Raw genomic sequence first — 20,531 nt, 5'->3', positions numbered from 1 at the left:
ATAAAAGGTACTCCGGGGATAACAGGCTGATACCGCCCAAGAGTTCATATCGACGGCGGTGTTTGGCACCTCGATGTCGGCTCATCACATCCTGGGGCTGAAGCCGGTCCCAAGGGTATGGCTGTTCGCCATTTAAAGTGGTACGCGAGCTGGGTTTAGAACGTCGTGAGACAGTTCGGTCCCTATCTGCCGTGGACGTTTGAGATTTGAGAGGGGCTGCTCCTAGTACGAGAGGACCGGAGTGGACGAACCTCTGGTGTTCCGGTTGTCACGCCAGTGGCATTGCCGGGTAGCTATGTTCGGAATAGATAACCGCTGAAAGCATCTAAGCGGGAAACTAGCCTCAAGATGAGATCTCACTGGAACCTTGAGTTCCCTGAAGGGCCGTCGAAGACTACGACGTTGATAGGTTGGGTGTGTAAGCGCTGTGAGGCGTTGAGCTAACCAATACTAATTGCCCGTGAGGCTTGACCATATAACACCCAAGCAATTTGACTACTCTAACGAGCATCAGATTGCGGTGTGTGAAGATGATACGAACCGAAAGTTCGATATCTCACAAAACACCGATCTGTCACATACCCAATTTGCTGAAGCGAGGCCACCAGGTCACGACTCAGTACCCGAATTTCTTGACGACCATAGAGCATTGGAACCACCTGATCCCATCCCGAACTCAGCAGTGAAACGATGCATCGCCGATGGTAGTGTGGGGTTTCCCCATGTGAGAGTAGGTCATCGTCAAGATTAAATTCCAGAACCCCTGTTTGCTAACGCAGACAGGGGTTTTGTTTTGGGCGATCGAAAATGACCTGGAAGATCTGGTAGTCATCCGGATTCAGGCCATGCGCGAGAGCCTTGAGCGGCTTGGGCGATTTAAGTCTGATCGTTCGCGCGAACGAATTCTTGGTGGGGTCGACGCTAACGGCGCACTCTACATAGAGAAAGTATCCTTCACCTGGAGCACCCCTCTGTGCCAACGTTTCATCGGTGTGAACCCCGCGCTGCGTCAGTGCTGAGCGCGGTTTGGACATTCTGGTAGTGGCCTCGAATGCATTCGGTCGCTGAGCGCTCTCCAGTGCCTGTCAGAGGCTTGTGAGCGCGCGATGAGTGGTAGGGCGAATTGTGCTGGTCAGGCGTGTCGCAGGCGCGCCTGGAGGAGGTGCTTGAAGTGCTGAGTCGCTCTCAAAAGAATGACCGTGCGAGTCATGCACTTTTCTATAGGCGAAAAAAAAGACCTTGAATTTCAAGGTCTTTTTTTAAGATGGTGCCCCGAGGGAGACTCGAACTTCACCATTATGACCTTGAATCGCTTTCGGGCCAGTGTATACGCTTTTCTTATATTGTTTTGGATAGAATTTTTGGGTAGAAGTTTGGTTTGAAAATCCTTGAGAATTCTGAAATGTCTGATTTCCTGGTCCTAAAAGCTGGTACTTATCACGTCCGTCTGGACGTTCCCGCAGACGCCCGAGAGGCGTTTGGTGGCCGCAAGGTGCTGACTAAAAGCCTCAAGACAGGAAATCGTTCTGAGGCTCACGTACTTAAGCTGAGATGGTTGCAGCAGTGGAAAACCGAGATTGAGAAAGCACGACGTAAGGAGTTTCCTGATTTCCGTGAAGAAGTAATGTTGATAGTCGAGAAATATCAATCTGAGATTGAGAGAGAAAGTAAGACGCCTCTTAATTATTTCGATCAAACCCCATCTGCTGCTACGAAGCGAATCATTGAAGTAACAGACGTGATTAAGGCTCATCAGCTACGACCTAGCCTACAGCGTGAAGCTATTTCTATTCTTGCTGGTCATAGTGATTACTCCCCTAAAACGCCTTTCTTCAAGAGTCGGTTGGACGCGTTTCATGCTTATGAAACTGAACAACGTAAAGTCGAATTGCACACGGTGGATCGGCACATAAAGCGAATTCGCATGCTCGACGCATTTCTTAAAGAGAGTGAGTTGCTTCTTGATCGCGACACCGTTTCAATTTTTTTAGCATCTCTTAAAGTAGAAGCAAAAACTAAGAAGCAATATCTATTTTCATTTAGTGCTTTTTGGAACTATGCAATAAAAAAAGATGCTGCTTTTAAGTCAGTTTATGGTGCGTTACAAAATCCATTTAAATATCATGAACTAAACGAAGAAAAACGAGGCATATATAAAGAAAGTAGCAGGCGGGCGTTTGCTACAGAAGAAATAGAAATGCTCTATCATAAATCTATTGATGAAGAAAATCGGAAGCTTGCGGATCTTATCCAGCTTGGTGCATACACTGGAGCTAGGATAGAAGAAATCTGTCAACTTCGAATCGACTCGATTGTTGTTGAGGACGGCGTAGATTGCTTCCATATACGTGAGGGTAAGACCGATGCAGCCGTTCGTCATGTGCCTATACACCCTAAGCTGAAACAAACTCTCAAACGCCTTGTGGAAGCGTCAACTGACGGTTTTCTGTTACAGACGGGGAGAGGGGGGAAATATGGTGTAAAATCGAAAGATTTGGGAAATGAATTCTCTCAGTTCAAAACTCGCCTTGGTTTTGATAAAAAGTGTGTATTTCACAGCGTTCGCAAAACTGCCATTACGTTACTTGAACGTGCTGATGTGAAAAACCTTATCGTTATGTCTATCGTAGGGCATGAACCTGGTGGAGCATTGAACATTACTTTTGATAGATATTCAGAGGGTCCTACTCCAAAAGCAAAGCTGTCGGCGATTAAGAAAATTGTTTATAAATTTTAAATTCCTTTTCAAGGCTAATAGCCAAGAATAGCGGCTACTCTTTCGTCATATGTATTTACATGTTTGGTAAATACATAGTTTTCTTTGTCTTTACGTATTGACACTTTCGTTAAATTTGCTATTTGTATATATAGCTCTATAGTTTTTAAGATGCGAGCAATACCCTTGTAAATACAAATCTGCGATTTGCACTTACACATATCGAAACTACTTCGTAGCTTTCTTATGTCGGGTTTGTCGAAAATTCTAGCACTTCGTTTGAATTGTAAATTTAGGAGCAATAACTATTATGTAAGGAGAGTGATTATGTTGAGCGAGTATGAAATATACAAAAATGAAGCGACAAAACAGTTTAATTTTATTAAAGAGCAAAATTCATATTGCCTCTTTTTTGCCGGAACTAGAACGGAAATTGTAAGTTACCTAGCGTATAGAATTGTCTCGATGTCTGAGGTTTTTTCAGACTTGTCAGACAGAAGATATAGCGACGATGAAAAGCTTTTTATTGCAACATGGATGGGTGAACTACACGAAGCTCACATGAGTCTTTTCCCAATAGACTTTACTGACAATAAATGCTATGTCGTGACTCAGAAAAATGGTTATAAGGTAAAACCTATAGTTGAGGCTGCTCGTAAATTCGTCTCTAGAACAAGAGGTGAAGTATGAGTAACAGAAAGAGAAGCAAAATTTGCTCATACGCTACTACTGAAGCAGAGCAACGAGAAATAAACGAAGCTATAAAAATAACCAAACACAAAAGCAAAACAGATTTTATTCTGTCGTTAATCCGTAATTCTAATACAATCGTAGTAAGTGAATTGAAAAGCTACGACGATGTATTCAATCGAGCGGGTAACGTTGGAAATCAAATTTTAAGAGCTTTGAATACGATACTCAGCAATGATATTCAAGAGGCTAAAAAGAACGACGTTTTTCGCAAGCTTGAAAATTTCTTAGAGAAAGACAATGGACAAGTTCTTAACGTCTTAGCAAAGCTAGCTGAAAATCTTGATGCAGCAGTAGATGTTTATTCGAATTACGAAGACAACATAGAATTCGCAACTTCAAAAAAACTCGCTCAAGTCATGAAGCAAAAACGTAAAGAAGCAGGTGGCGTATGAAATTTAAGATTTTGACTAGAAAATCTCATACTGCTGCTACTGTTAATTACATTCAAAAGCATATTATAAACTCTGAGTCGATGCGTTCGACGATACCAAAGTATGAAGGAACAACCCATGCAGAGTATGCACAACTGGTTGAAAGAAAATTCGAAAAGGGTAGAGCAAAAAATCAACAACGTTTGTATTTTCACAAAATTGTAGCGTTTCACCCATCAGACTCTCACAAAACAGATTCTGAACTTCTAGACATTGCTGAAGAAGCTCTGAAAATTTCAATGCCCGGTAAACGACATTACGTCATGGCCATCGAAAGAAATACTGCCCATCCTCACGTTCACATCTGTGTAGCGTTACGATCTCTAGACACTAAGCTTGTGCATAGGGACTTCGTTGACTATATCGAGATTGGAAAGGCTCTAGAGATAAAGCACGGGCTTTACAACGCTGACAGAACGGATGAGCCCTCGCCCTATGCCCCTGCTCCAAACACAGTACAAATCGAGCGTAAAACAGGCTCTAAGACGATCAAGAACGACCTTAAGGAGTCGATTGGGTATGTGTTTGAAAACGCTCAAGACACTGCTGAATTTATCAATCAGCTCGAAGAATTGAATATTTTATTGCTACCTAATCTCAATAGTTCTGGCGTGTCAGGATTGAGTTTCGAAAAAGAAGGTGAGATTTTTAAAGGTTCACAGTTAAACTTCCCAATAAAGAAGATCAAAGAAAAATTTGGTTCTGATCCATTTTTTACTCAGCTTATGAAGTATTCTGCCGAGAAAAATCAGGGGGTTTTGGAGAAGCAGTCAATGGAAGGTACTGGTGAAAAGAAAGGAATTCTAAGGAAATACACAAACAGAACTATTGATAAGCATTTTCTGAGTAACGACGAAAAGACATACTTTTTCAAAGACACAAACAAAATAGCATTTACACATAACAGAGAAAAAAACGAAGTTAACTTCACATCATCTAATTTCAAAAGCATAAAAGCTGGTGCTCAAAAAATCCTCGAAACTGGTACTGCTGTTAGCGTACCCAGTACGTGCAGGGCTGAGTTTAAGAGACAAGCTTGGATAGTTTGTAAGCTGAACAACTACCCTATGAGCGATTTTTACGAGCCAACTGAAGCTGACTATGAGAAAGCTTTGAAGCTGGTTAAAGACGAAAAAGAAAAGGAGCGTTTGAGTCGAGAGTTACAGAACTTTCAAGAAAGGCAGAGGCAAGAAATGCAGCCAAACAAAAAATCTAACAGCCCAAAGCTCAAGCTTTAATAGCATTTCAGCCGCAATTTCTAGACTGTAATGCATTGTATTCTTCGACTAGCTTTGAATAGGCTTCGTCTTGCTGTTTTTTTACAGCCCCCGCTTCATGTCCAAAGACAGAATAGTCAAAACTACTATCGTGTACTTTATCTGCTTTATCTTTGAAGTATTGACTTCTCTTTTTGTCATCTTCGCATAGCTTAGTCATAGCTAGCCTGTTGGCCTTTTCACGAGACAATTTCTTTTTAGCTTGATTAGCTAATATAATATCTTCTGCTGAAACTCTAGAGCTATCAGTGAGCTTACTAAATTGCCCATAACCAAGAACGACAACAAGCACTGCGACAAAAAGGATGACATGAGCGAACCCCCATGCTTTCTGAGCACTCATCAAAGCTCTCTTATTTTAATGACATAATCGTCACCAATTAGACAATTTCCAGATAATCTCCTGATTGAAACCTTTGGACCATTGCTTATTTGTGAGTCTATTTTTCCGCACCCACCGGCAAAACCGCTTGCTCCCCAGTTGCAAAAGCTAGTCTCTACTACACAGGTGTTTTTCTCGTCGTAAAACATCGTATATTTTGTACTGTTTTTAAGTGCTGAAGTTTCAACGAATATGCTCAACCCCAACGAGCTATCGTAAAAAGCACCATTCTGACCGTTGTACCTGGTAGAGCCTGTGATTGGCTTAGGAAAGGTAGTCGTAAACAACGTGGGCTTAGCCGGTTTTACCGGCTCAACAGGCGGCTTAGGAGTGCTAGGGTCTGGATAGGGGTTTGGCGTGGCACCTAACTGTCCCAAATTTATAGAACCATTGGGTAAATGCCCACCCATATTTACTTCCAGCGGGATTTTTACTGAGTATTCAGCAGATACTGCTTGAGCTAAAACTGTTAAAACCAGACCAATTGTTATTTCATACTTCATTCATCCCCCTTCTTTAAGTTTCTCTTGTTTTTATAGTTGCTGACGTGGAAAAACACAACCCATCCGACAAACATTAAAATCGGTATAAAATAACCACTTAATAAACGTATAATTTCAAGAGCTTCTTTACTCATACTTCCCCCTTTTAAAAATTAATCCCGACCTGTTGTAGCGTTGCTTGAAGCATTTGAAATGAATGCGGCAAATCCACAATGAGAGCAGAAGCAATCATCGTAACTATGGGCTTACCGTAGCCTCCATCTTTAGCCGATCCGTTAGACACTTGTACCAGCCCATGCACGCCGACCAAGAAATAAATCAGGCCGATGAGTTGAAATACAGAGACAATAAATTTGAGATTATCCCAAAATATTTTGGCTGTTGATTCACTCGAAAGCTTCTCGACTCTAGCTTTTAATTCACCAGCTAATTCACTCATTTCGTCGTTGAAACATGTGCTGGAAAAGCCATCTTTCTCAGATGCAATGAAACATGGCTGCTCGGAGCTTCCACCCCAAGAACTGATTATTAAGCCTAGTCCAAGTCCCGCATTTAAGAATAAAACTGCTGATATCGCATACACTACTGTCGTTTGGCGTTTAACATCTTTACCGCCTCCGCCTAGGTCAAGCATTTTGAAACCCATTAAAATAAATGTCAGTACGCCCAGGAAATAGCCTGTATATCTAACAATTTGTATAAACGTACCAACAAGCTCAGCTCTGTTAGCAGAAGCTGAAGCTTCATCTAAAGAAGTATTGGCAAAAACTGGTGAAGAAATGATGAACAATAAAATCAATGTACTTAGTTTTTTTACTATTCTTATTGTTTTGTCATTCATCAATTTCCTCTTAGTGATTATCTTTTTTGTTTTTCAAGCTGTTTTGTTGCTTATCTTGGATCTTCCACCTTTTCTTCATCTCATCTAACTCTTTCAGAGCAGTTTCTATGTCAATTTCATTAACAAGATTTAGACTTTGTGACTGACCTCCATTTTTCCCCGCATTAGAAGCGATGATTTGAGTCTTCGCTGTGACGCTCAGAGCGTCTTCAATCACCCTTTTACAGATAGCTATCACTGCGTCTGGGTCTGACCCTTCAGGATCGGTAGACAGCCCTAATAACTGTCTAGTGAGCGACTCGTTGCAGTTTTTATCAGTTACATTAGCGACGTATGATTTAGCTGTGTTAATAGCTGCGAGTACGTCTGTAGGTGAATATTTGCTTTTCTTTTTACTCATTTTTCATTTCCTCCTTTTTTAAATTTATCTACTCTGTAAGCAATTATGCCTACATTCCTGTACCCGACTTTTTCATAACTCTGAAGGTACTCATCAATCATCGACTCAACAAGTTTGCTCATTGAAAAACTTTCAATGCTAGAAACATGTCTAAACTTGCTGAGCGTCCTACTGTCTATCGAAAAATGTGCTCTATGTTTGTTATCCATTTAATGGCTCCTGTCTTTATACTTTTGCACATAAAAAAATCTTTTCAAGAGCAAGTCAAAAATAAATAGACATTAACTGCGTTTTAAGTGGGCACAAAAAAACCGCATTTAAGCGGCTGATCTGTAATTTTTAGCAATTAGAACGGTAGTTCGTCTTCTTCAGATTCAAAATTTAAGCTGCTTGTATCGAGCCAAGCGGACTCAACGCCAGTAGTTTTAACTGACGTAGCAACTGACTGATCATCTGTAGCTGCTGTAGCTGCTGTTTTCTTATTATCCGACACGGGCGTTATTTGAATAGCAAATTTCTCTAGTTTTTTACCATTTTTTATTTCTTTAGCGAAGACTATCAACTTACGCTCAATTAATTCCTTATGAGCTTTTCTAATGCTTCTGTTTATTTCTTTGGTGGGTTGAGTTTCTCTGCACTGTAGGCGATACATTAAATCTTCTATCTTGAATGTATTTACAGCTGTAAAGTTATTCGACTTGTAAAATAAATACAAAGCTCTCGCAAAGGCAGAGTTTAACTTGTTAAATTTTTTAACTTCCAGATTGAAAATCAAATCATGGTCAGCTTCGTAGAAAACTTTTAACCCCTTGGACACTGAAATCATTAACCCTTCGTCATTTTTAACCACATCACTAACAAGCCCTAACAAATACTCTTTCTCGTTTTTTACAAAACGCATTGAAAACATTTTAAGCTTTTCAAAAGTGTCGAGCGTTTTTGTTTTGTACAGTGGGAAATTTTCTCTGCTGACATTTAAGAATTTAAATATACTCTCAAATGAAATGAAAATTTCAGGCTGCTCTCTGACTATCGCTTCTTTTATGTAATAAAGGAAAATATTAAAATCAAAATTCAATGATAGTAACGGAGTTTTTATTCTAACGTTTTGGTATTGAAAAAGACTTCTTATCTCTATATCTAGATAGATGCTATCGTCTTTTTTGTTTACCGCGTTAAATATCGGCAATGACATAAACGACTTTGCTAGCGATATATAGTCGTCGCGAATAAAAATTTTCTTAGCGGTGACTTTTCTTATCTTAAACTCTTCCATAGAACTCCTTTCCTGTTGATATAACACAGTTATACATCAGAAAAAGCGGAAGTCAATATCCCTGCTTATTAGAGCAGCACACCTTGAGTTTATTTTGCGACGTACAATTGCTGTGTTCTTATTATTGAACTACACCCAACCTTATTATTCAACTACACCATGGCTTATTATTAAACTACACCATAGATGTCTGTAGGCCTTGATTTGTATAGTCTGTAGCTAACCTAAAGGGTTTTTTAAATAGTTATTAAATGGAGAACGGTCGATTATTCATCGACTTATGCTGAGAAGGGCGAGCCAAGGCGAGCGGATCTGAAGATGAATCAATACCCTTTAAACAGCCTTAAGTACATGATTTAAACTACTTCTTATGGCCATACATACTTACCTACGTCTTAAATGAAACGCCCAAGACACGGCCCTGAATGAAGCGTATAGCGGAATTAGCTAAACCGGTGAACGAATTGGAAATGCTCAAAAAATTAAAATACTAAAAGTAATAATATAGATATTTTTTGACGTTCTTTGACTTGATACGTAGAGTAATACCGCTAAAAAATTAAGCGATTAAAGCGTTAGTTTCTCAACTTGATGAAAAATCATCGATGTTTTATTTTCTAGAAAATTTTACGATTTTTGAGCACGTCGAATTTTCTTGCGTCAGATTATGGCTTAATAATAGGATAAAGTCGTGTCAATAGTTCGGCAGAAATATATTTAGCGTTGATAGCTAATCAGTTATTATGGTTGGACGCTAAAATATTTATAAGCCCTAGTTTGTGCGGATACAAGTCTCCGTACAAACCAGGACTGAGAATTAGATCAATGTATTAAATCTAGCTCTTCGGCACTTTGACTGCTTTTGTTCCCCTTTCCTGAGGGAGTCTCAGTAAAAAACTTATCCACTTTATTGAATGTGAATTTTGGTCGGTCGGGATAAGCTTGATAGTAAAGGCTCATCGTGTCCGAGCTGCTGTTGTATTTGATATGGATTTGTTTATCCGGCTCTTGATAGCCGTAAATTTCGACAAAGTCTAAAAAGTTGCTCTGCCGTGCATATCCGACATATTCGTCAACTTTTGTTCCAAAATAGAATTTCTTCACGTTTACAAAAATGCCATTTACAAAAGTATCGCTATTCCAATTGCTTTTCATGCCTGTTTCTTGGCTGATTACATAGCCCATCCCATCTTCTTTATGCTCCCACCGAAACCCTTCAGTCTTTTTGAGCAAACCAAGAATTTGAGCTTTGTAAGGTGCACTGTCACGCTTCGGATCAAGTTTTAGAAGCTGATCATCAGCAGCGTAGCTGCACGTAGCGAACGATAGAGAGAGAAACGTAGCGAGAAGTGTTGGTAGTACACGCATTTCCTGGTCCTTGGACAGAGGGTGAAAACCAATGGTGACGTACTATATTTAGCGTAGCAACAGATATCCTTTAGGTAATCAATTTTTGAATTTAAACGCTTTCAAAAAAAAGGGCCGTTTTACGACCCCTTATATACAAATTATAGACATGTTGAATCGCTATTGTAGGGGATCACCCGTGCTTAACTGTCCACGACTATTCAAGTCATTGGCAAGCCATATACCTGCTTTTGTCATAAGTCCATATGTGGCCGCTGTAAAGCCTGCCTGAATATTATCTTTTGCTTTTAAAACCTTGCCGTCGACATGTACTTCAAGATCTTTAGTTGAACCTTCAAATCCATGTTTCGGCCCAACGTCAACTTTAAAAGCCTCAACCAGATCAAAGTATTTCAACATTTCAGACTGTTCAACTTTGTGCTCAAGATTATGGGCGAATTGATTTCTGATTTTATTCAAATGTTTCAAAGCTCTTCCAAGATTGGCAGGTAATCCACTAGCAATAGCCGTGGTTAGCCTTTCGTTGAAATGTCGTAATATTTCAGAGTTGCCTTTGCCAGTAGCAAAGAACTCAATATTTTCTGGCGAGATGCGTTCTTTTAAATAAACATTCAAAAAACGCTCGCAAATCAACTGCATTCTTAAAATACAGGCACCATCATCATTTTTGCCTAGTGCTTCATGGTATAGTTTTGGATCAATAAATTTGGCGAAGTCGTGATTCAGCTTAACGTAGGTCATATTTTTACTCGATAGATTAAAAAACATCTGCTCACTTAGCGGCGAGCAGATGAATTGATCGTTCTTATTCGATATTGTGCCCGAGCTTTTTGCTCAACAATTTGTAAAAATCTGACCTGCTGCGAGGATTGCTCAATTCAGAACAGCACTCGCTCAAAGCTAGCAATGCTTGACTTTCTGTTATTTTAAAATTGCTGACTAGCCGCTTTAATTTTTCGTCATAAATATATTGTAACTCGTTGTAATCACCACATTGACCACACGAAACAAGTGAGGCATCACGCTTACCTCCCCCTTTTGTATCTTCGTAATTGTATTGGTCATTAATATCCTTGATAGAGGTTGGGCTCTCTTTAAGGAGTTGGGCAAGAATTTCGCTGATTCTGGTAGACATGCTGGTCGTATCCCTTGACTGAATGATCAAATCTACATGGTGGCACATTGCTGTGATTTCAAGCCCTAATGCCGTTTCTTGTCGCGATTGCTCCCGGTCTGATCCCGGTGATGATACGACATCCAAAAAATCAAAGATAAAATACTACTGACTTGAACAAGTCGCCAGTAGACGATGAAACTAACCGCGTATGAGTATGCTTATAGAGTTCACTTTTCATCGTCTTGAGAGTTGAGATAGTTCGCGATTACATCACCATGGCAAGCTGCTGGCTTGCAGTGGCAACCAAGTGTCTTACCTCTGAGCTTTTCAATATTTTCATCAAATTTTTCAGGTAACTTCAAAAAACGCTTTTCGAAATCATAAGCAAACTTGGCTATAACTTCGTCGCGAGTGCCTTCTTTACCCATTTGGTAAGGGTTACCCCACAAGGTTCCCCTGCCGATGTAAACATCATAACTGTCACCGTTATCTTTATTAGACACTTTGGTGATTTTCAAATTTATAATTCTTGTGGGTATTTCTTTTTCTCGCAATTGATTATCGAGTATAAAGAAACAATTCCTTTCTTCATCTTGAAAAAGAATAGCGTGCGTGACTTCCTTCAACGCTTCTTTATCTGAGCCGAACGGAACTGCATGCAATCCCTTGGACTGTGAATATTTTTCGATAAAACTATTTTCATCGGACACGAAAATCAGCTCTGCCTTTTCAAGCGAGCTGATAATTTTATCGACTTTCCTTTCAAATTTTGAATATGAAAGGAAGTCAATAGGATATGCGATTAGAACTTTTGCGTCTTTGCTCATACTAAATCTTTAACAACTGCGTCAGATTGATCCCACGCTTGCTTGAGATAATTCGCAACCAGCCTTCTATGGCACTGATGCGGCTGATGCTCACTGCACAACAAGCATCCTTCATCAATAACTTCAGGCTTTACATGTTTCTCAATATTTCTCTTCGCCATAAGATTAAGAAATTTATCCTCATATTGCTGCCAAGAAATCTCTTTTTTCTGGTATGGCGATAAAATTTCCTTGGTAGGAGCTAAATCTGGAAGGTGTATATAATCAACATCACACAGTTCTTTTAGGAAATATTTTAAATCTTCTTTTTTTGCAAATCCTGCAAGCTGTGAAATATTATTGAGCCTCACGTCAACTATTCGCTTCGTGCCGCTGATCTTAATTAGACTGAAAAATCTTTCAGCCTTCTTCTCTGTAAATCCGATAGTATAAATTTTCATAGTGACCTTAGAAGATGCCCGCGATAACTTTGTAAGCAAAGCCCTGGCCCACAACGTAATTCGGCACGTTCGTATGAACCTCGCTTAAACTGATCGTTAGACCGGTGATCTTGTTTAGAGGATAGGTTCCAATTCCCTTTTAAGGAAATAAGCCTCTGCTGGTATATCAGTCAAGCTGAGTGCGTAATTTATGCCGTTATAATCGAAGGTAGCCCGAACGCTAATTTTGTGATTATTCCACTGCTTGCCTTCAGCATCAACTTTAACCGAGACATCTCCATCAGGTTTAATAAAATACAGCGTTTGCCTAGCTTGTGTCAGCAATCGCTCAGGTACACGATCATTCACGCCGGACGTACTTTTGTAATTTGATTCCCACAGACGTGCAGGTGTATCTATCAACTGGCTGAGATTTGCTTGAACGTAATCACCTTTTTTAACCCACTTCTGAGTGGCGTCGATGATGTAGTTTTCCTGCTGAAATACGTGCTGATGCTTTGCAGTATCCCAAATAGAAATTATATCCAATGCATTCACTGCCCCCCCAGCTTGGTAGGTGGCCTCATTCTCCGAGATCCCACGACTGGCTCTGTTGCTTACAGGTCTGTACCAGGTCCCGTCCGCAGGCCCGCCAATGAGTTTACCAGCGATACATCTTTCACCGTGTTTCTTAGAGTTTGCCAAGCACACAAATTCCCTTTGAGTAGCGACCATTTTCTCACCTAATCCATTGGGTGGCCGATTGCCACTCCAGAGGTGATATATGGTGCGGGATTTTTAGTCAATAACACGTTTGATGAAACTGTATAACATAACATATCAAATGCTAAAAAGTAGCTTTCAGTTTTGAGAAACGTTTGTTGATTTCAAGAGGTCGCAGGGGGGGGGGCAAGCGGTGCAGAAGGGAGCCGTCTTTCCGGCTAAGTTCACATGCAAACGCACATTTTTTTGAGCGATTTTGCAAGAAAAGAGTAGAAATTTTGGATAAAAAAAAGGGTAGAAATTTCTTTCTACCCTTTCTCTAAGTCCTTGATTTACAAGGATTTATATGGTGCCCCGAGGGAGACTCGAACTCCCACTCCTTTCGAAAACGGATTTTGAATCCGCCGCGTCTACCAATTCCGCCATCAGGGCTCAATGGCGGCGAAGTATAGAGATGAGATTACCGTTGGTCAATCACGTTTCATGGTCAATTTTCACTATTTCCGCTAAACTTCCCGGCCCTGCTAGACGAACCCCATCATGCGCGTTGCTGACTTTACTTTTGAACTCCCTGATTCGCTGATCGCTCGCCATCCTTTGGCGGAGCGTCGCGCCAGTCGACTGCTGACCCTGGACGGGGTGAGTGGTGCCCTCGCACACCGTCAATTCACTGATTTGCTTGAGCATTTGCGCCCTGGCGATCTGATGGTATTCAACAATACCCGGGTGATTCCGGCGCGGCTTTTTGGCCAGAAAGCGTCCGGCGGCAAGCTGGAAATTCTGGTGGAGCGGGTACTGGACAGTCATCGCGTACTGGCCCATGTGCGCTCCAGCAAGTCGCCGAAACCGGGTTCCTCCATCCTGATCGATGGCGGTGGCGAAGCCGAGATGGTGGCGCGCCACGACGCGTTGTTCGAGCTCAGGTTTGCCGAAGAAGTATTGCCGCTGCTGGAGCGCGTCGGCCATATGCCGTTGCCTCCTTATATAGATCGTCCCGACGAAGATTCGGACCGCGAGCGCTATCAGACGGTGTACTCCCAACGCCTCGGCGCCGTTGCCGCACCGACCGCGGGCCTGCATTTCGATCAGCCGCTGCTGGATGCGATTGCTGCCAAAGGCGTCGAGACCGCCTATGTGACCCTGCACGTGGGGGCCGGCACGTTTCAGCCGGTGCGTGTGGATAACATCGAAGACCACCATATGCACAGCGAGTGGTTGGAAGTCAGCCAGGACGTCGTGGACGCTGTTGCGGCGTGCAAGGCGCGTGGCGGGCGAGTCGTGGCGGTAGGGACCACCAGCGTCCGCTCGTTGGAAAGTGCGGCCCGTGATGGCGTACTCAAGCCGTTCAGTGGCGACACCGATATCTTTATCTACCCAGGCCGGCCATTCCATGTGGTCGATTGCCTGGTGACTAACTTCCATTTGCCGGAATCCACACTGTTGATGCTGGTGTCGGCATTTGCCGGTTACCCGGAAACCATGGCCGCTTATCAAGCCGCCATCGCCAACGAGTACCGTTTTTTCAGCTACGGTGATGCGATGTTTATCACCCGTAATCCGGCGCCACGCGGCCCAGAGGAATAACTATGAGTCGTATGTCGTTTGAATTATTGGCCACCGACGGCAAGGCCCGTCGCGGTCGCCTGACCTTCCCGCGCGGCACCGTCGAGACCCCGGCGTTCATGCCCGTGGGCACTTACGGCACCGTCAAGGGCATGCTGCCGCGTGACATCGTCGCCACCGGTGCCGAGATCATCCTCGGCAACACCTTCCACCTGTGGCTGCGCCCAGGCACGGAAGTGATCAAGAAGCACGGCGACCTGCATGACTTCATGAAATGGCAAGGCCCTATCCTGACTGACTCGGGCGGTTTCCAGGTGTTCAGCTTGGGCGCCATGCGCAAGATCAAGGAAGAGGGCGTGACCTTCGCCTCGCCGGTGGACGGTTCCAAAGTGTTCATGGGCCCGGAAGAGTCAATGCAGGTGCAGCGTGACCTGGGCTCCGACATCGTGATGATCTTTGACGAGTGCACACCGTACCCGGCTGACGAAGACGTCGCGCGAATTTCCATGGAGTTGTCCCTGCGTTGGGCCCAGCGCTCGAAGAATGCCCACGGTGACAACACCGCTGCGCTGTTCGGTATCGTTCAGGGCGGCATGCATGAAAGCCTGCGCAAACGCTCGCTGGAAGGCTTGGACAAGATCGGTTTTGACGGCCTGGCCATCGGCGGTTTGTCGGTGGGCGAGCCCAAGCACGAAATGATCAAGGTGCTGGATTATCTACCGGGCCTGATGCCTGCTGACAAACCTCGTTACCTTATGGGCGTTGGCAAACCCGAAGATCTCGTAGAGGGTGTGCGCCGCGGTGTGGACATGTTCGATTGCGTGATGCCAACCCGTAATGCCCGCAATGGGCATCTGTTCATCGATACAGGCGTGCTGAAGATCCGTAACGCGTTTCATCGCCATGATGATTCGCCGCTGGATCCCACCTGTGATTGCTATACCTGCCAGAACTTCTCCCGTGCTTATCTGCACCATCTGGACAAGTGTGGGGAAATGCTGGGTAGCATGTTGAATACCATCCACAATTTGCGTCACTACCAAGTCCTGATGGCTGGTTTGCGCGAGGCTATTCAACAGGGTACATTGGCCGCCTTCGTCGATGCCTTCTATGCCAAGCGCGGGCTCCCTGTGCCGCCCTTGGACTGAGTTTTCCGACCCTAAGATTCACTATTTGCAACTGGAGTGCTAAATGAGCTTTTTTATCTCTAACGCCATGGCGGATGCCGCTGCGCCTGCTGCTGCCGGCCCTATGGGTGGTGGTTTCGAGTGGATTTTCCTGGTCGGTTTCCTGGTCATCTTCTACCTGATGATCTGGCGTCCACAGGCCAAGCGCGCCAAAGAGCAGAAGAACCTGCTGGGCAGCCTGCAGAAAGGTGACGAAGTTGTGACCACCGGCGGCATCGCTGGCAAGATCACCAAGGTTTCCGACGCTTTCGTGGTTCTGGAAGTGTCCGACACCGTAGAAATGAAGTTCCAGAAGGGCGCCATCGCCGCCACGCTGCCTAAAGGCACGCTCAAAGCGATCTAAGTAACAACCTTTACCAATCGACGGGGCGCGCAAGGCGCCCCGCGTTATAAGCGGGCGGCGTGATGCTGAACAAATACCCTCTGTGGAAATACGTACTGATCCTGGCGGTGCTGGCGATCGGTTTTATTTATTCCGCTCCCAATCTCTATCCTGATGACCCGGCGATCCAGATCTCTGGCGCCAGCACTACGCTGCAGGTCAATCAGGCTGATCTGGAACGCGCGAGCAAAGCGCTCAACGACGCGGGCATCCAGGTTAAAGCGGCAACATTGGCAGCTGGTGCGAAGGGCGGCTTGTTACGCCTGACCAAGCAAGAAGACCAATTGCCGGCCAAAGACGTCGTGCGCAAGGTCATGGGTGACGACTACGTTGTCGCACTCAACCTGGCACAGACCACGCCGCAATGGTTGCGCAGCATTGGCGCGCACCCGATGAAGCTGGGTCTGGACTTGTCCGGTGGTGTGCACTTCCTGCTGGAAGTCGACATGGACAAGGCGCTCGATGCACGTCTTAAAGTCTACGAAGGCGACGTGAAGAGCCTGCTGCGTAAAGAGCGCCTGCGTTATCGCAGCCTGCCGCAGCTCAATGGTGCCATCCAGCTGGGCTTCTCTGACGAAGCGTCCCGCGAACAGGCCCGTGCGCTGATCCGCAAAAACTTCAACGATTTCGATATCGTACCGGCCGACTTGAATGGTCAGGCTGTGCTGCGTCTGGCGATGAGCCCGGCCAAGATCGCGGAAATCCGCGAATACTCGATCAAGCAGAACCTGACCACGGTGCGTAACCGCGTCAACGAGCTGGGTGTGGCCGAGCCTATCGTGCAGCGCCAGGGCGCCAACCGCATCGTGGTTGAGCTGCCGGGTGTGCAGGACACCGCTGAAGCCAAGCGTATCCTGGGCAAGACCGCCAACCTGGAGTTCCGCCTGGCGGCTGAACCGGGTGCTACCCGCGCCACCGCCGAAGAGTTCGAATTCCGCGAAGGCAACCGTCCTCCAGCGTTGATCGAGCGTGGCTTGATCATCACCGGTGACCAGGTGACGGATGCCAAGGCTGGTTTTGGTGAGCACGGCACCCCTGAAGTGAACATCCGCCTGGATGGTCATGGTGGCGAACTGATGAGCCGCGCCACGCGCAGCAACGTCGGTCGCAGCATGGCGGTGATCTTCATCGAGCAACGCCCGATCACCACCTACACCAAGCAGATGGTCAACGGCGTCGAGAAAGACGTACCGGTTCAGACCTTCAAGGAAGAGAAGAAAATCATCAGCCTGGCGACCATTCAGTCGCCACTGGGTGCGCAATTCCGTATCACTGGCCTGAATGGCCAGGGCGAGTCCTCGGAACTGGCGCTGCTGCTGCGTGCCGGTGGCCTGGCGGCACCGATGTACTTCGCTGAAGAACGTACCATCGGCCCGAGCCTGGGTGCCGACAACATTACCAAGGGCGTCGATGCGGCGCTGTGGGGCATGTTGTTCGTGTCGCTGTTCATCATCGCCATCTACCGCTTCTTCGGCGTCATCGCCACCGTGGCCCTGGCGGGCAACATGGTGATGCTGCTGGCCTTGATGTCGCTGCTGGGCGCTACACTGACCCTGCCAGGTATCGCCGGTATCGTACTCACCATGGGTATGGCGGTTGACGCCAACGTACTGATCTTCTCGCGGATTCGTGAAGAGATCGCGGCGGGCATGACCGTGCAGCGTGCAATCAACGAAGGCTTCGGCCGGGCATTTACCGCGATTCTCGACTCCAACCTGACCACTCTGTTGGTCGGCGGGATTCTCTTTGCCATGGGTACCGGCCCGGTCAAAGGTTTTGCGGTGACCATGTCCCTCGGTATCTTTACCTCGATGTTCACGGCCATCATGGTGACCCGCGCAATGGTCAACCTGATCTTTGGCGGGCGTGACTTCAAGAAGTTGTGGATTTAAGGGGCTGCCATGTTACGTACAATCAACTTCATGGGCGTTCGCAACGTTGCGTTCGGCGTCACCGTGCTCCTTACCGTTCTGGCGTTGTTCAGCTGGTTCCATAAGGGCCTGAACTACGGTCTGGACTTCACCGGCGGTACGCTCATCGAGCTGACCTACGAGAAGCCGGCCGACGTCACCCTGGTGCGCAGCGAGCTGGTCAAGGCCGGCTATCACGAAGCCATCGTGCAGAGCTTTGGTGCAACGACCGACCTGCTGGTGCGTATGCCGGGCGAAGACCCGCAACTGGGTCACCAGGTAGCCGAGGCCTTGCAAAAGGTCGGCGGTGACAACCCTGCGTCGGTCAAGCGCGTCGAGTTCGTAGGCCCGCAGGTCGGTGAAGAACTGCGCGACCAGGGTGGCCTCGGCATGCTGATGGCGCTGGTCGGCATCATGATCTACCTGGCGTTCCGCTTTCAGTGGAAGTTCGGTGTCGGCGCCATTGTGTCGCTGATCCACGACGTGATCGTGACCGTAGGCATCCTGGCGTACTTCCAGATTACCTTCGACCTGACGGTGTTGGCGGCGGTGCTGGCGATCATTGGTTACTCCCTCAACGACACCATCGTGGTATTCGACCGGGTTCGTGAGAACTTCCGCGTGCTGCGCAAGGCGACGTTGATCGAGAACATCAACATTTCGACCACCCAGACCCTGCTGCGGACCATGGCGACGTCGATCTCCACCTTGCTGGCGATCGCTGCGCTGATGATCTTCGGCGGCGACAACCTGTGGGGCTTCTCCCTGGCGCTGTTCATCGGCGTTCTGGCAGGCACCTACTCGTCGATCTACATCGCCAACGTGGTGCTGATCTGGCTGAACCTCAACAGCGAAGACCTTATCCCTCCGGCCAGCACTGGCAAGGAGGTCGACGACCGCCCTTGATGGGCGCTTGTTGATCGCTGTGACAAGAAAGGCGCGAGAATTGAACTCGCGCCTTTTTTTTGCTCCAAGGCTGGGTATAGCGCGGACGTTTCGGTCCGCTTGTGATGGTCAGGAGGTTCAACGTGAACAAGTCGTTGCTGGTTGGTGCGGTATTGGGTGCTGTCGGTGTAACTGCCGGGGGTGCTGTTGCCACCTACAGCCTGGTAAAAAGCGGCCCTGAGTATGCGCAAGTGCTGGCGGTGCAGCCGGTTAAAACCCAGATAAAGACTCCCCGTGAAGTCTGCAAGGACGTCACCGTGACCCGGCAGCGTCCGGTGCAGGATCAGCATCAAATCGCCGGTACCGTTGTAGGCGCCCTGGCGGGTGGCTTGCTGGGTAATCAGATCGGTGGTGGTAATGGTAAGAAATTGGCCACCGTGGCCGGTGCGGTCGGTGGTGGCTACGCCGGTAACAAGGTTCAAGAGGGTATGCAGAACCGCGATACCTACACCACTACGCAAACCCGTTGTAACACCGTCAATGACATCAGCGACAAGGTTGTTGGGTACGACGTGCGTTACAACCTGGACGGTAAGGAAGGTTCCGTGCGTATGGAGCGCGACCCTGGCAGCCAGATTCCAGTCGACAAAGAAGGTCGTCTGATCCTGGGTCAGAACCAGCAATAACCGGTTCTGCAGGCATAAAAAAAGCACCCCGAGGGGTGCTTTTTTTGTGCTCGCCCGCTTAGCGCTTCAGCGAGGCCGGCAGGTGCGGCTGGATCGCCGTCAGGACTGCCTTGAAGCATTTGGTGTTGCCGGCAACCACGTGGCCTTTCTCAAGGAAGTCGTGACCGCCGGTGAAGTCGCTCACCAGGCCGCCTGCTTCCTGGATCAGCAGGGCGCCTGCAGCCATGTCCCACTCGGACAGGCCCGACTCCCAGAAGGCATCAAAGCGACCGGCGGCAACGTAAGCCAGGTCCAGGCTTGCTGCGCCAGCGCGGCGGATGCCGGCGGTCTGGCCAACCAGGGCGCGGAACATGCCCAGGTAGTTTTCCAGGTTGTCCATCTGGTCATCACGGAACGGGAAGCCAGTACCCAGCAGGGCGCCGTCCAGGCTGGTGCGGCCACTTACGCGCAGGCGACGACCATTGAGCTGTGCGCCACGGCCACGGCTGGCGGTGAATTCTTCCTGGCGGACTGGGTCGAGAACAACGGCGTGTTCCAGGCGACCACGGTATTTGCACGCGATGCTCACGGCAAAGTGCGGGATGCCGCGCAGGAAGTTGGTGGTGCCATCCAGTGGGTCGATGATCCACAGGTAGTCTTCGCCTTCGCCGCTGCCTTTGTGCAGGCCGGTTTCTTCGCCGAGGATGCCGTGGGTAGGGTAGGCCTTGCGCAGAGCGTCGATGATTTTCTGTTCGGCGGCGCGATCCACCTCGGATACATAATCCTTGGCGTCTTTTTCGTCGACCTTGATGGTATCCAGGCGCTCGATGGAGCGGAAGATCAATTCACTGGCGCTGCGGGCGGCGCGCAGCGCGATATTCAGCATGGGCTGCATGGATGTGTCAC

23 protein-coding genes, 1 tRNA gene and 2 rRNA genes (1 of these 26 only partly in view) are annotated in these 20,531 nt (G+C 46.8%); 12 read left to right on the top strand and 14 right to left on the bottom strand.

What is annotated here, in order from left to right:
• From AB4N92_RS07145 to AB4N92_RS07120, 6 genes are all read left to right on the top strand, one after another.
• Window positions 1-475 (top strand): 23S ribosomal RNA (locus AB4N92_RS07145) (it extends 2,417 nt beyond the left edge of the window).
• Window positions 476-631: 156 nt separating this feature from the next.
• Window positions 632-747 (top strand): 5S ribosomal RNA (gene rrf, locus AB4N92_RS07140).
• 655 nt (window positions 748-1,402) lie between these two features.
• Window positions 1,403-2,737, top strand: a complete 1,335-nt coding sequence (locus AB4N92_RS07135) for a tyrosine-type recombinase/integrase (protein WP_460129663.1) — start codon at window positions 1,403-1,405, stop codon at window positions 2,735-2,737.
• Window positions 2,738-3,043: 306 nt separating this feature from the next.
• Window positions 3,044-3,406, top strand: coding sequence for a hypothetical protein (locus tag AB4N92_RS07130; protein WP_460129661.1), 363 nt, complete (start codon window positions 3,044-3,046; stop codon window positions 3,404-3,406).
• The gene (locus AB4N92_RS07125) at window positions 3,403-3,861 is read left to right on the top strand and encodes a hypothetical protein (protein WP_460129658.1); all 459 of its coding nucleotides are present in this window, start codon (window positions 3,403-3,405) and stop codon (window positions 3,859-3,861) included. Before AB4N92_RS07130 ends, AB4N92_RS07125 begins: the two co-directional genes overlap by 4 nt.
• Window positions 3,858-5,138, top strand: coding sequence for a relaxase/mobilization nuclease domain-containing protein (locus AB4N92_RS07120; protein WP_460129655.1), 1,281 nt, complete (start codon window positions 3,858-3,860; stop codon window positions 5,136-5,138). The genes AB4N92_RS07125 and AB4N92_RS07120 overlap by 4 nt, the downstream gene beginning before the upstream one ends.
• 7 nt (window positions 5,139-5,145) lie before the next feature.
• Here AB4N92_RS07120 and AB4N92_RS07115 read toward each other — a convergent pair whose 3' ends face one another.
• The 13 genes from AB4N92_RS07115 to AB4N92_RS07055 all read right to left on the bottom strand — a co-directional run bounded on the left by AB4N92_RS07115 (window position 5,146) and on the right by AB4N92_RS07055 (window position 13,465).
• Window positions 5,146-5,520 carry a hypothetical protein gene (locus AB4N92_RS07115; RefSeq protein ID WP_460129652.1) on the bottom strand — a complete coding sequence of 125 codons (375 nt, stop codon included), beginning with the start codon at window positions 5,518-5,520 and terminating at the stop codon, window positions 5,146-5,148.
• Entirely contained in the window at window positions 5,520-6,062 is a 543-nt protein-coding gene (locus tag AB4N92_RS07110; protein ID WP_460129649.1) for a hypothetical protein, read from the bottom strand. The genes AB4N92_RS07115 and AB4N92_RS07110 overlap by 1 nt, the downstream gene beginning before the upstream one ends.
• Before the next feature lie 145 nt (window positions 6,063-6,207).
• Window positions 6,208-6,903 (bottom strand): hypothetical protein, encoded by a 696-nt coding sequence (locus AB4N92_RS07105; RefSeq protein WP_460129646.1) that lies wholly within the window; start codon window positions 6,901-6,903, stop codon window positions 6,208-6,210.
• 10 nt (window positions 6,904-6,913) lie between these two features.
• Window positions 6,914-7,303: a hypothetical protein gene (locus AB4N92_RS07100; protein WP_460129644.1), complete on the bottom strand. Its 390-nt coding sequence runs from the start codon at window positions 7,301-7,303 to the stop codon at window positions 6,914-6,916.
• The gene (locus AB4N92_RS07095; RefSeq protein WP_460129641.1) at window positions 7,300-7,512 is read right to left on the bottom strand and encodes a hypothetical protein; all 213 of its coding nucleotides are present in this window, start codon (window positions 7,510-7,512) and stop codon (window positions 7,300-7,302) included. Before AB4N92_RS07095 ends, AB4N92_RS07100 begins: the two co-directional genes overlap by 4 nt.
• A 137-nt stretch (window positions 7,513-7,649) precedes the next feature.
• Window positions 7,650-8,579, bottom strand: coding sequence for a hypothetical protein (locus tag AB4N92_RS07090; protein ID WP_460129638.1), 930 nt, complete (start codon window positions 8,577-8,579; stop codon window positions 7,650-7,652).
• Window positions 8,580-9,401: 822 nt separating this feature from the next.
• Window positions 9,402-9,947, bottom strand: coding sequence for a hypothetical protein (locus AB4N92_RS07085; RefSeq protein ID WP_460129635.1), 546 nt, complete (start codon window positions 9,945-9,947; stop codon window positions 9,402-9,404).
• Between the two features lie 159 nt (window positions 9,948-10,106).
• Window positions 10,107-10,688 (bottom strand): hypothetical protein, encoded by a 582-nt coding sequence (locus AB4N92_RS07080; RefSeq protein ID WP_457370588.1) that lies wholly within the window; start codon window positions 10,686-10,688, stop codon window positions 10,107-10,109.
• A 64-nt stretch (window positions 10,689-10,752) separates the two neighbouring features.
• Window positions 10,753-11,082, bottom strand: coding sequence for a hypothetical protein (locus AB4N92_RS07075; protein ID WP_457370589.1), 330 nt, complete (start codon window positions 11,080-11,082; stop codon window positions 10,753-10,755).
• Between the two features lie 209 nt (window positions 11,083-11,291).
• Window positions 11,292-11,891 carry a DUF4326 domain-containing protein gene (locus tag AB4N92_RS07070; RefSeq protein WP_457370590.1) on the bottom strand — a complete coding sequence of 200 codons (600 nt, stop codon included), beginning with the start codon at window positions 11,889-11,891 and terminating at the stop codon, window positions 11,292-11,294.
• Window positions 11,888-12,331 carry a DUF488 domain-containing protein gene (locus AB4N92_RS07065; RefSeq protein WP_460129630.1) on the bottom strand — a complete coding sequence of 148 codons (444 nt, stop codon included), beginning with the start codon at window positions 12,329-12,331 and terminating at the stop codon, window positions 11,888-11,890. Before AB4N92_RS07065 ends, AB4N92_RS07070 begins: the two co-directional genes overlap by 4 nt.
• 114 nt (window positions 12,332-12,445) lie before the next feature.
• Window positions 12,446-13,015 carry a dual OB domain-containing protein gene (locus tag AB4N92_RS07060; RefSeq protein WP_460129627.1) on the bottom strand — a complete coding sequence of 190 codons (570 nt, stop codon included), beginning with the start codon at window positions 13,013-13,015 and terminating at the stop codon, window positions 12,446-12,448.
• A 365-nt stretch (window positions 13,016-13,380) separates the two neighbouring features.
• Window positions 13,381-13,465: transfer RNA gene (locus AB4N92_RS07055), tRNA-Leu, on the bottom strand.
• 108 nt (window positions 13,466-13,573) lie between these two features.
• Between AB4N92_RS07055 and queA the strand changes: the two genes are divergently transcribed.
• The 6 genes from queA to AB4N92_RS07025 all read left to right on the top strand — a co-directional run bounded on the left by queA (window position 13,574) and on the right by AB4N92_RS07025 (window position 19,646).
• Entirely contained in the window at window positions 13,574-14,617 is a 1,044-nt protein-coding gene (queA, locus tag AB4N92_RS07050) for a tRNA preQ1(34) S-adenosylmethionine ribosyltransferase-isomerase QueA (protein ID WP_010207886.1), read from the top strand.
• Window positions 14,618-14,628: 11 nt separating this feature from the next.
• Window positions 14,629-15,744, top strand: coding sequence for a tRNA guanosine(34) transglycosylase Tgt (gene tgt, locus AB4N92_RS07045; protein ID WP_003175976.1), 1,116 nt, complete (start codon window positions 14,629-14,631; stop codon window positions 15,742-15,744).
• 43 nt (window positions 15,745-15,787) lie between these two features.
• Window positions 15,788-16,126 carry a preprotein translocase subunit YajC gene (yajC, locus tag AB4N92_RS07040; RefSeq protein ID WP_003175975.1) on the top strand — a complete coding sequence of 113 codons (339 nt, stop codon included), beginning with the start codon at window positions 15,788-15,790 and terminating at the stop codon, window positions 16,124-16,126.
• Window positions 16,127-16,188: 62 nt separating this feature from the next.
• On the top strand, window positions 16,189-18,057 hold the full coding sequence (gene secD / locus AB4N92_RS07035) for a protein translocase subunit SecD (RefSeq protein ID WP_010207890.1): 1,869 nt from the start codon (window positions 16,189-16,191) through the stop codon (window positions 18,055-18,057).
• A 9-nt stretch (window positions 18,058-18,066) separates the two neighbouring features.
• Window positions 18,067-18,981 (top strand): protein translocase subunit SecF, encoded by a 915-nt coding sequence (gene secF / locus AB4N92_RS07030; protein WP_010207892.1) that lies wholly within the window; start codon window positions 18,067-18,069, stop codon window positions 18,979-18,981.
• Between the two features lie 122 nt (window positions 18,982-19,103).
• Entirely contained in the window at window positions 19,104-19,646 is a 543-nt protein-coding gene (locus AB4N92_RS07025; RefSeq protein ID WP_010207894.1) for a glycine zipper 2TM domain-containing protein, read from the top strand.
• Window positions 19,647-19,704: 58 nt separating this feature from the next.
• Here the strand turns inward: AB4N92_RS07025 and suhB are convergent, their stop codons facing one another.
• Entirely contained in the window at window positions 19,705-20,520 is an 816-nt protein-coding gene (gene suhB / locus AB4N92_RS07020) for a type III secretion system regulator SuhB (protein WP_003175971.1), read from the bottom strand.
• Between the last annotated feature and the right edge of the window lie 11 nt (window positions 20,521-20,531).

It is taken from the genome of Pseudomonas sp. S3_A09 (assembly GCF_054668065.1).
This window is presented reverse-complemented; position numbering and strand designations above follow the sequence as displayed.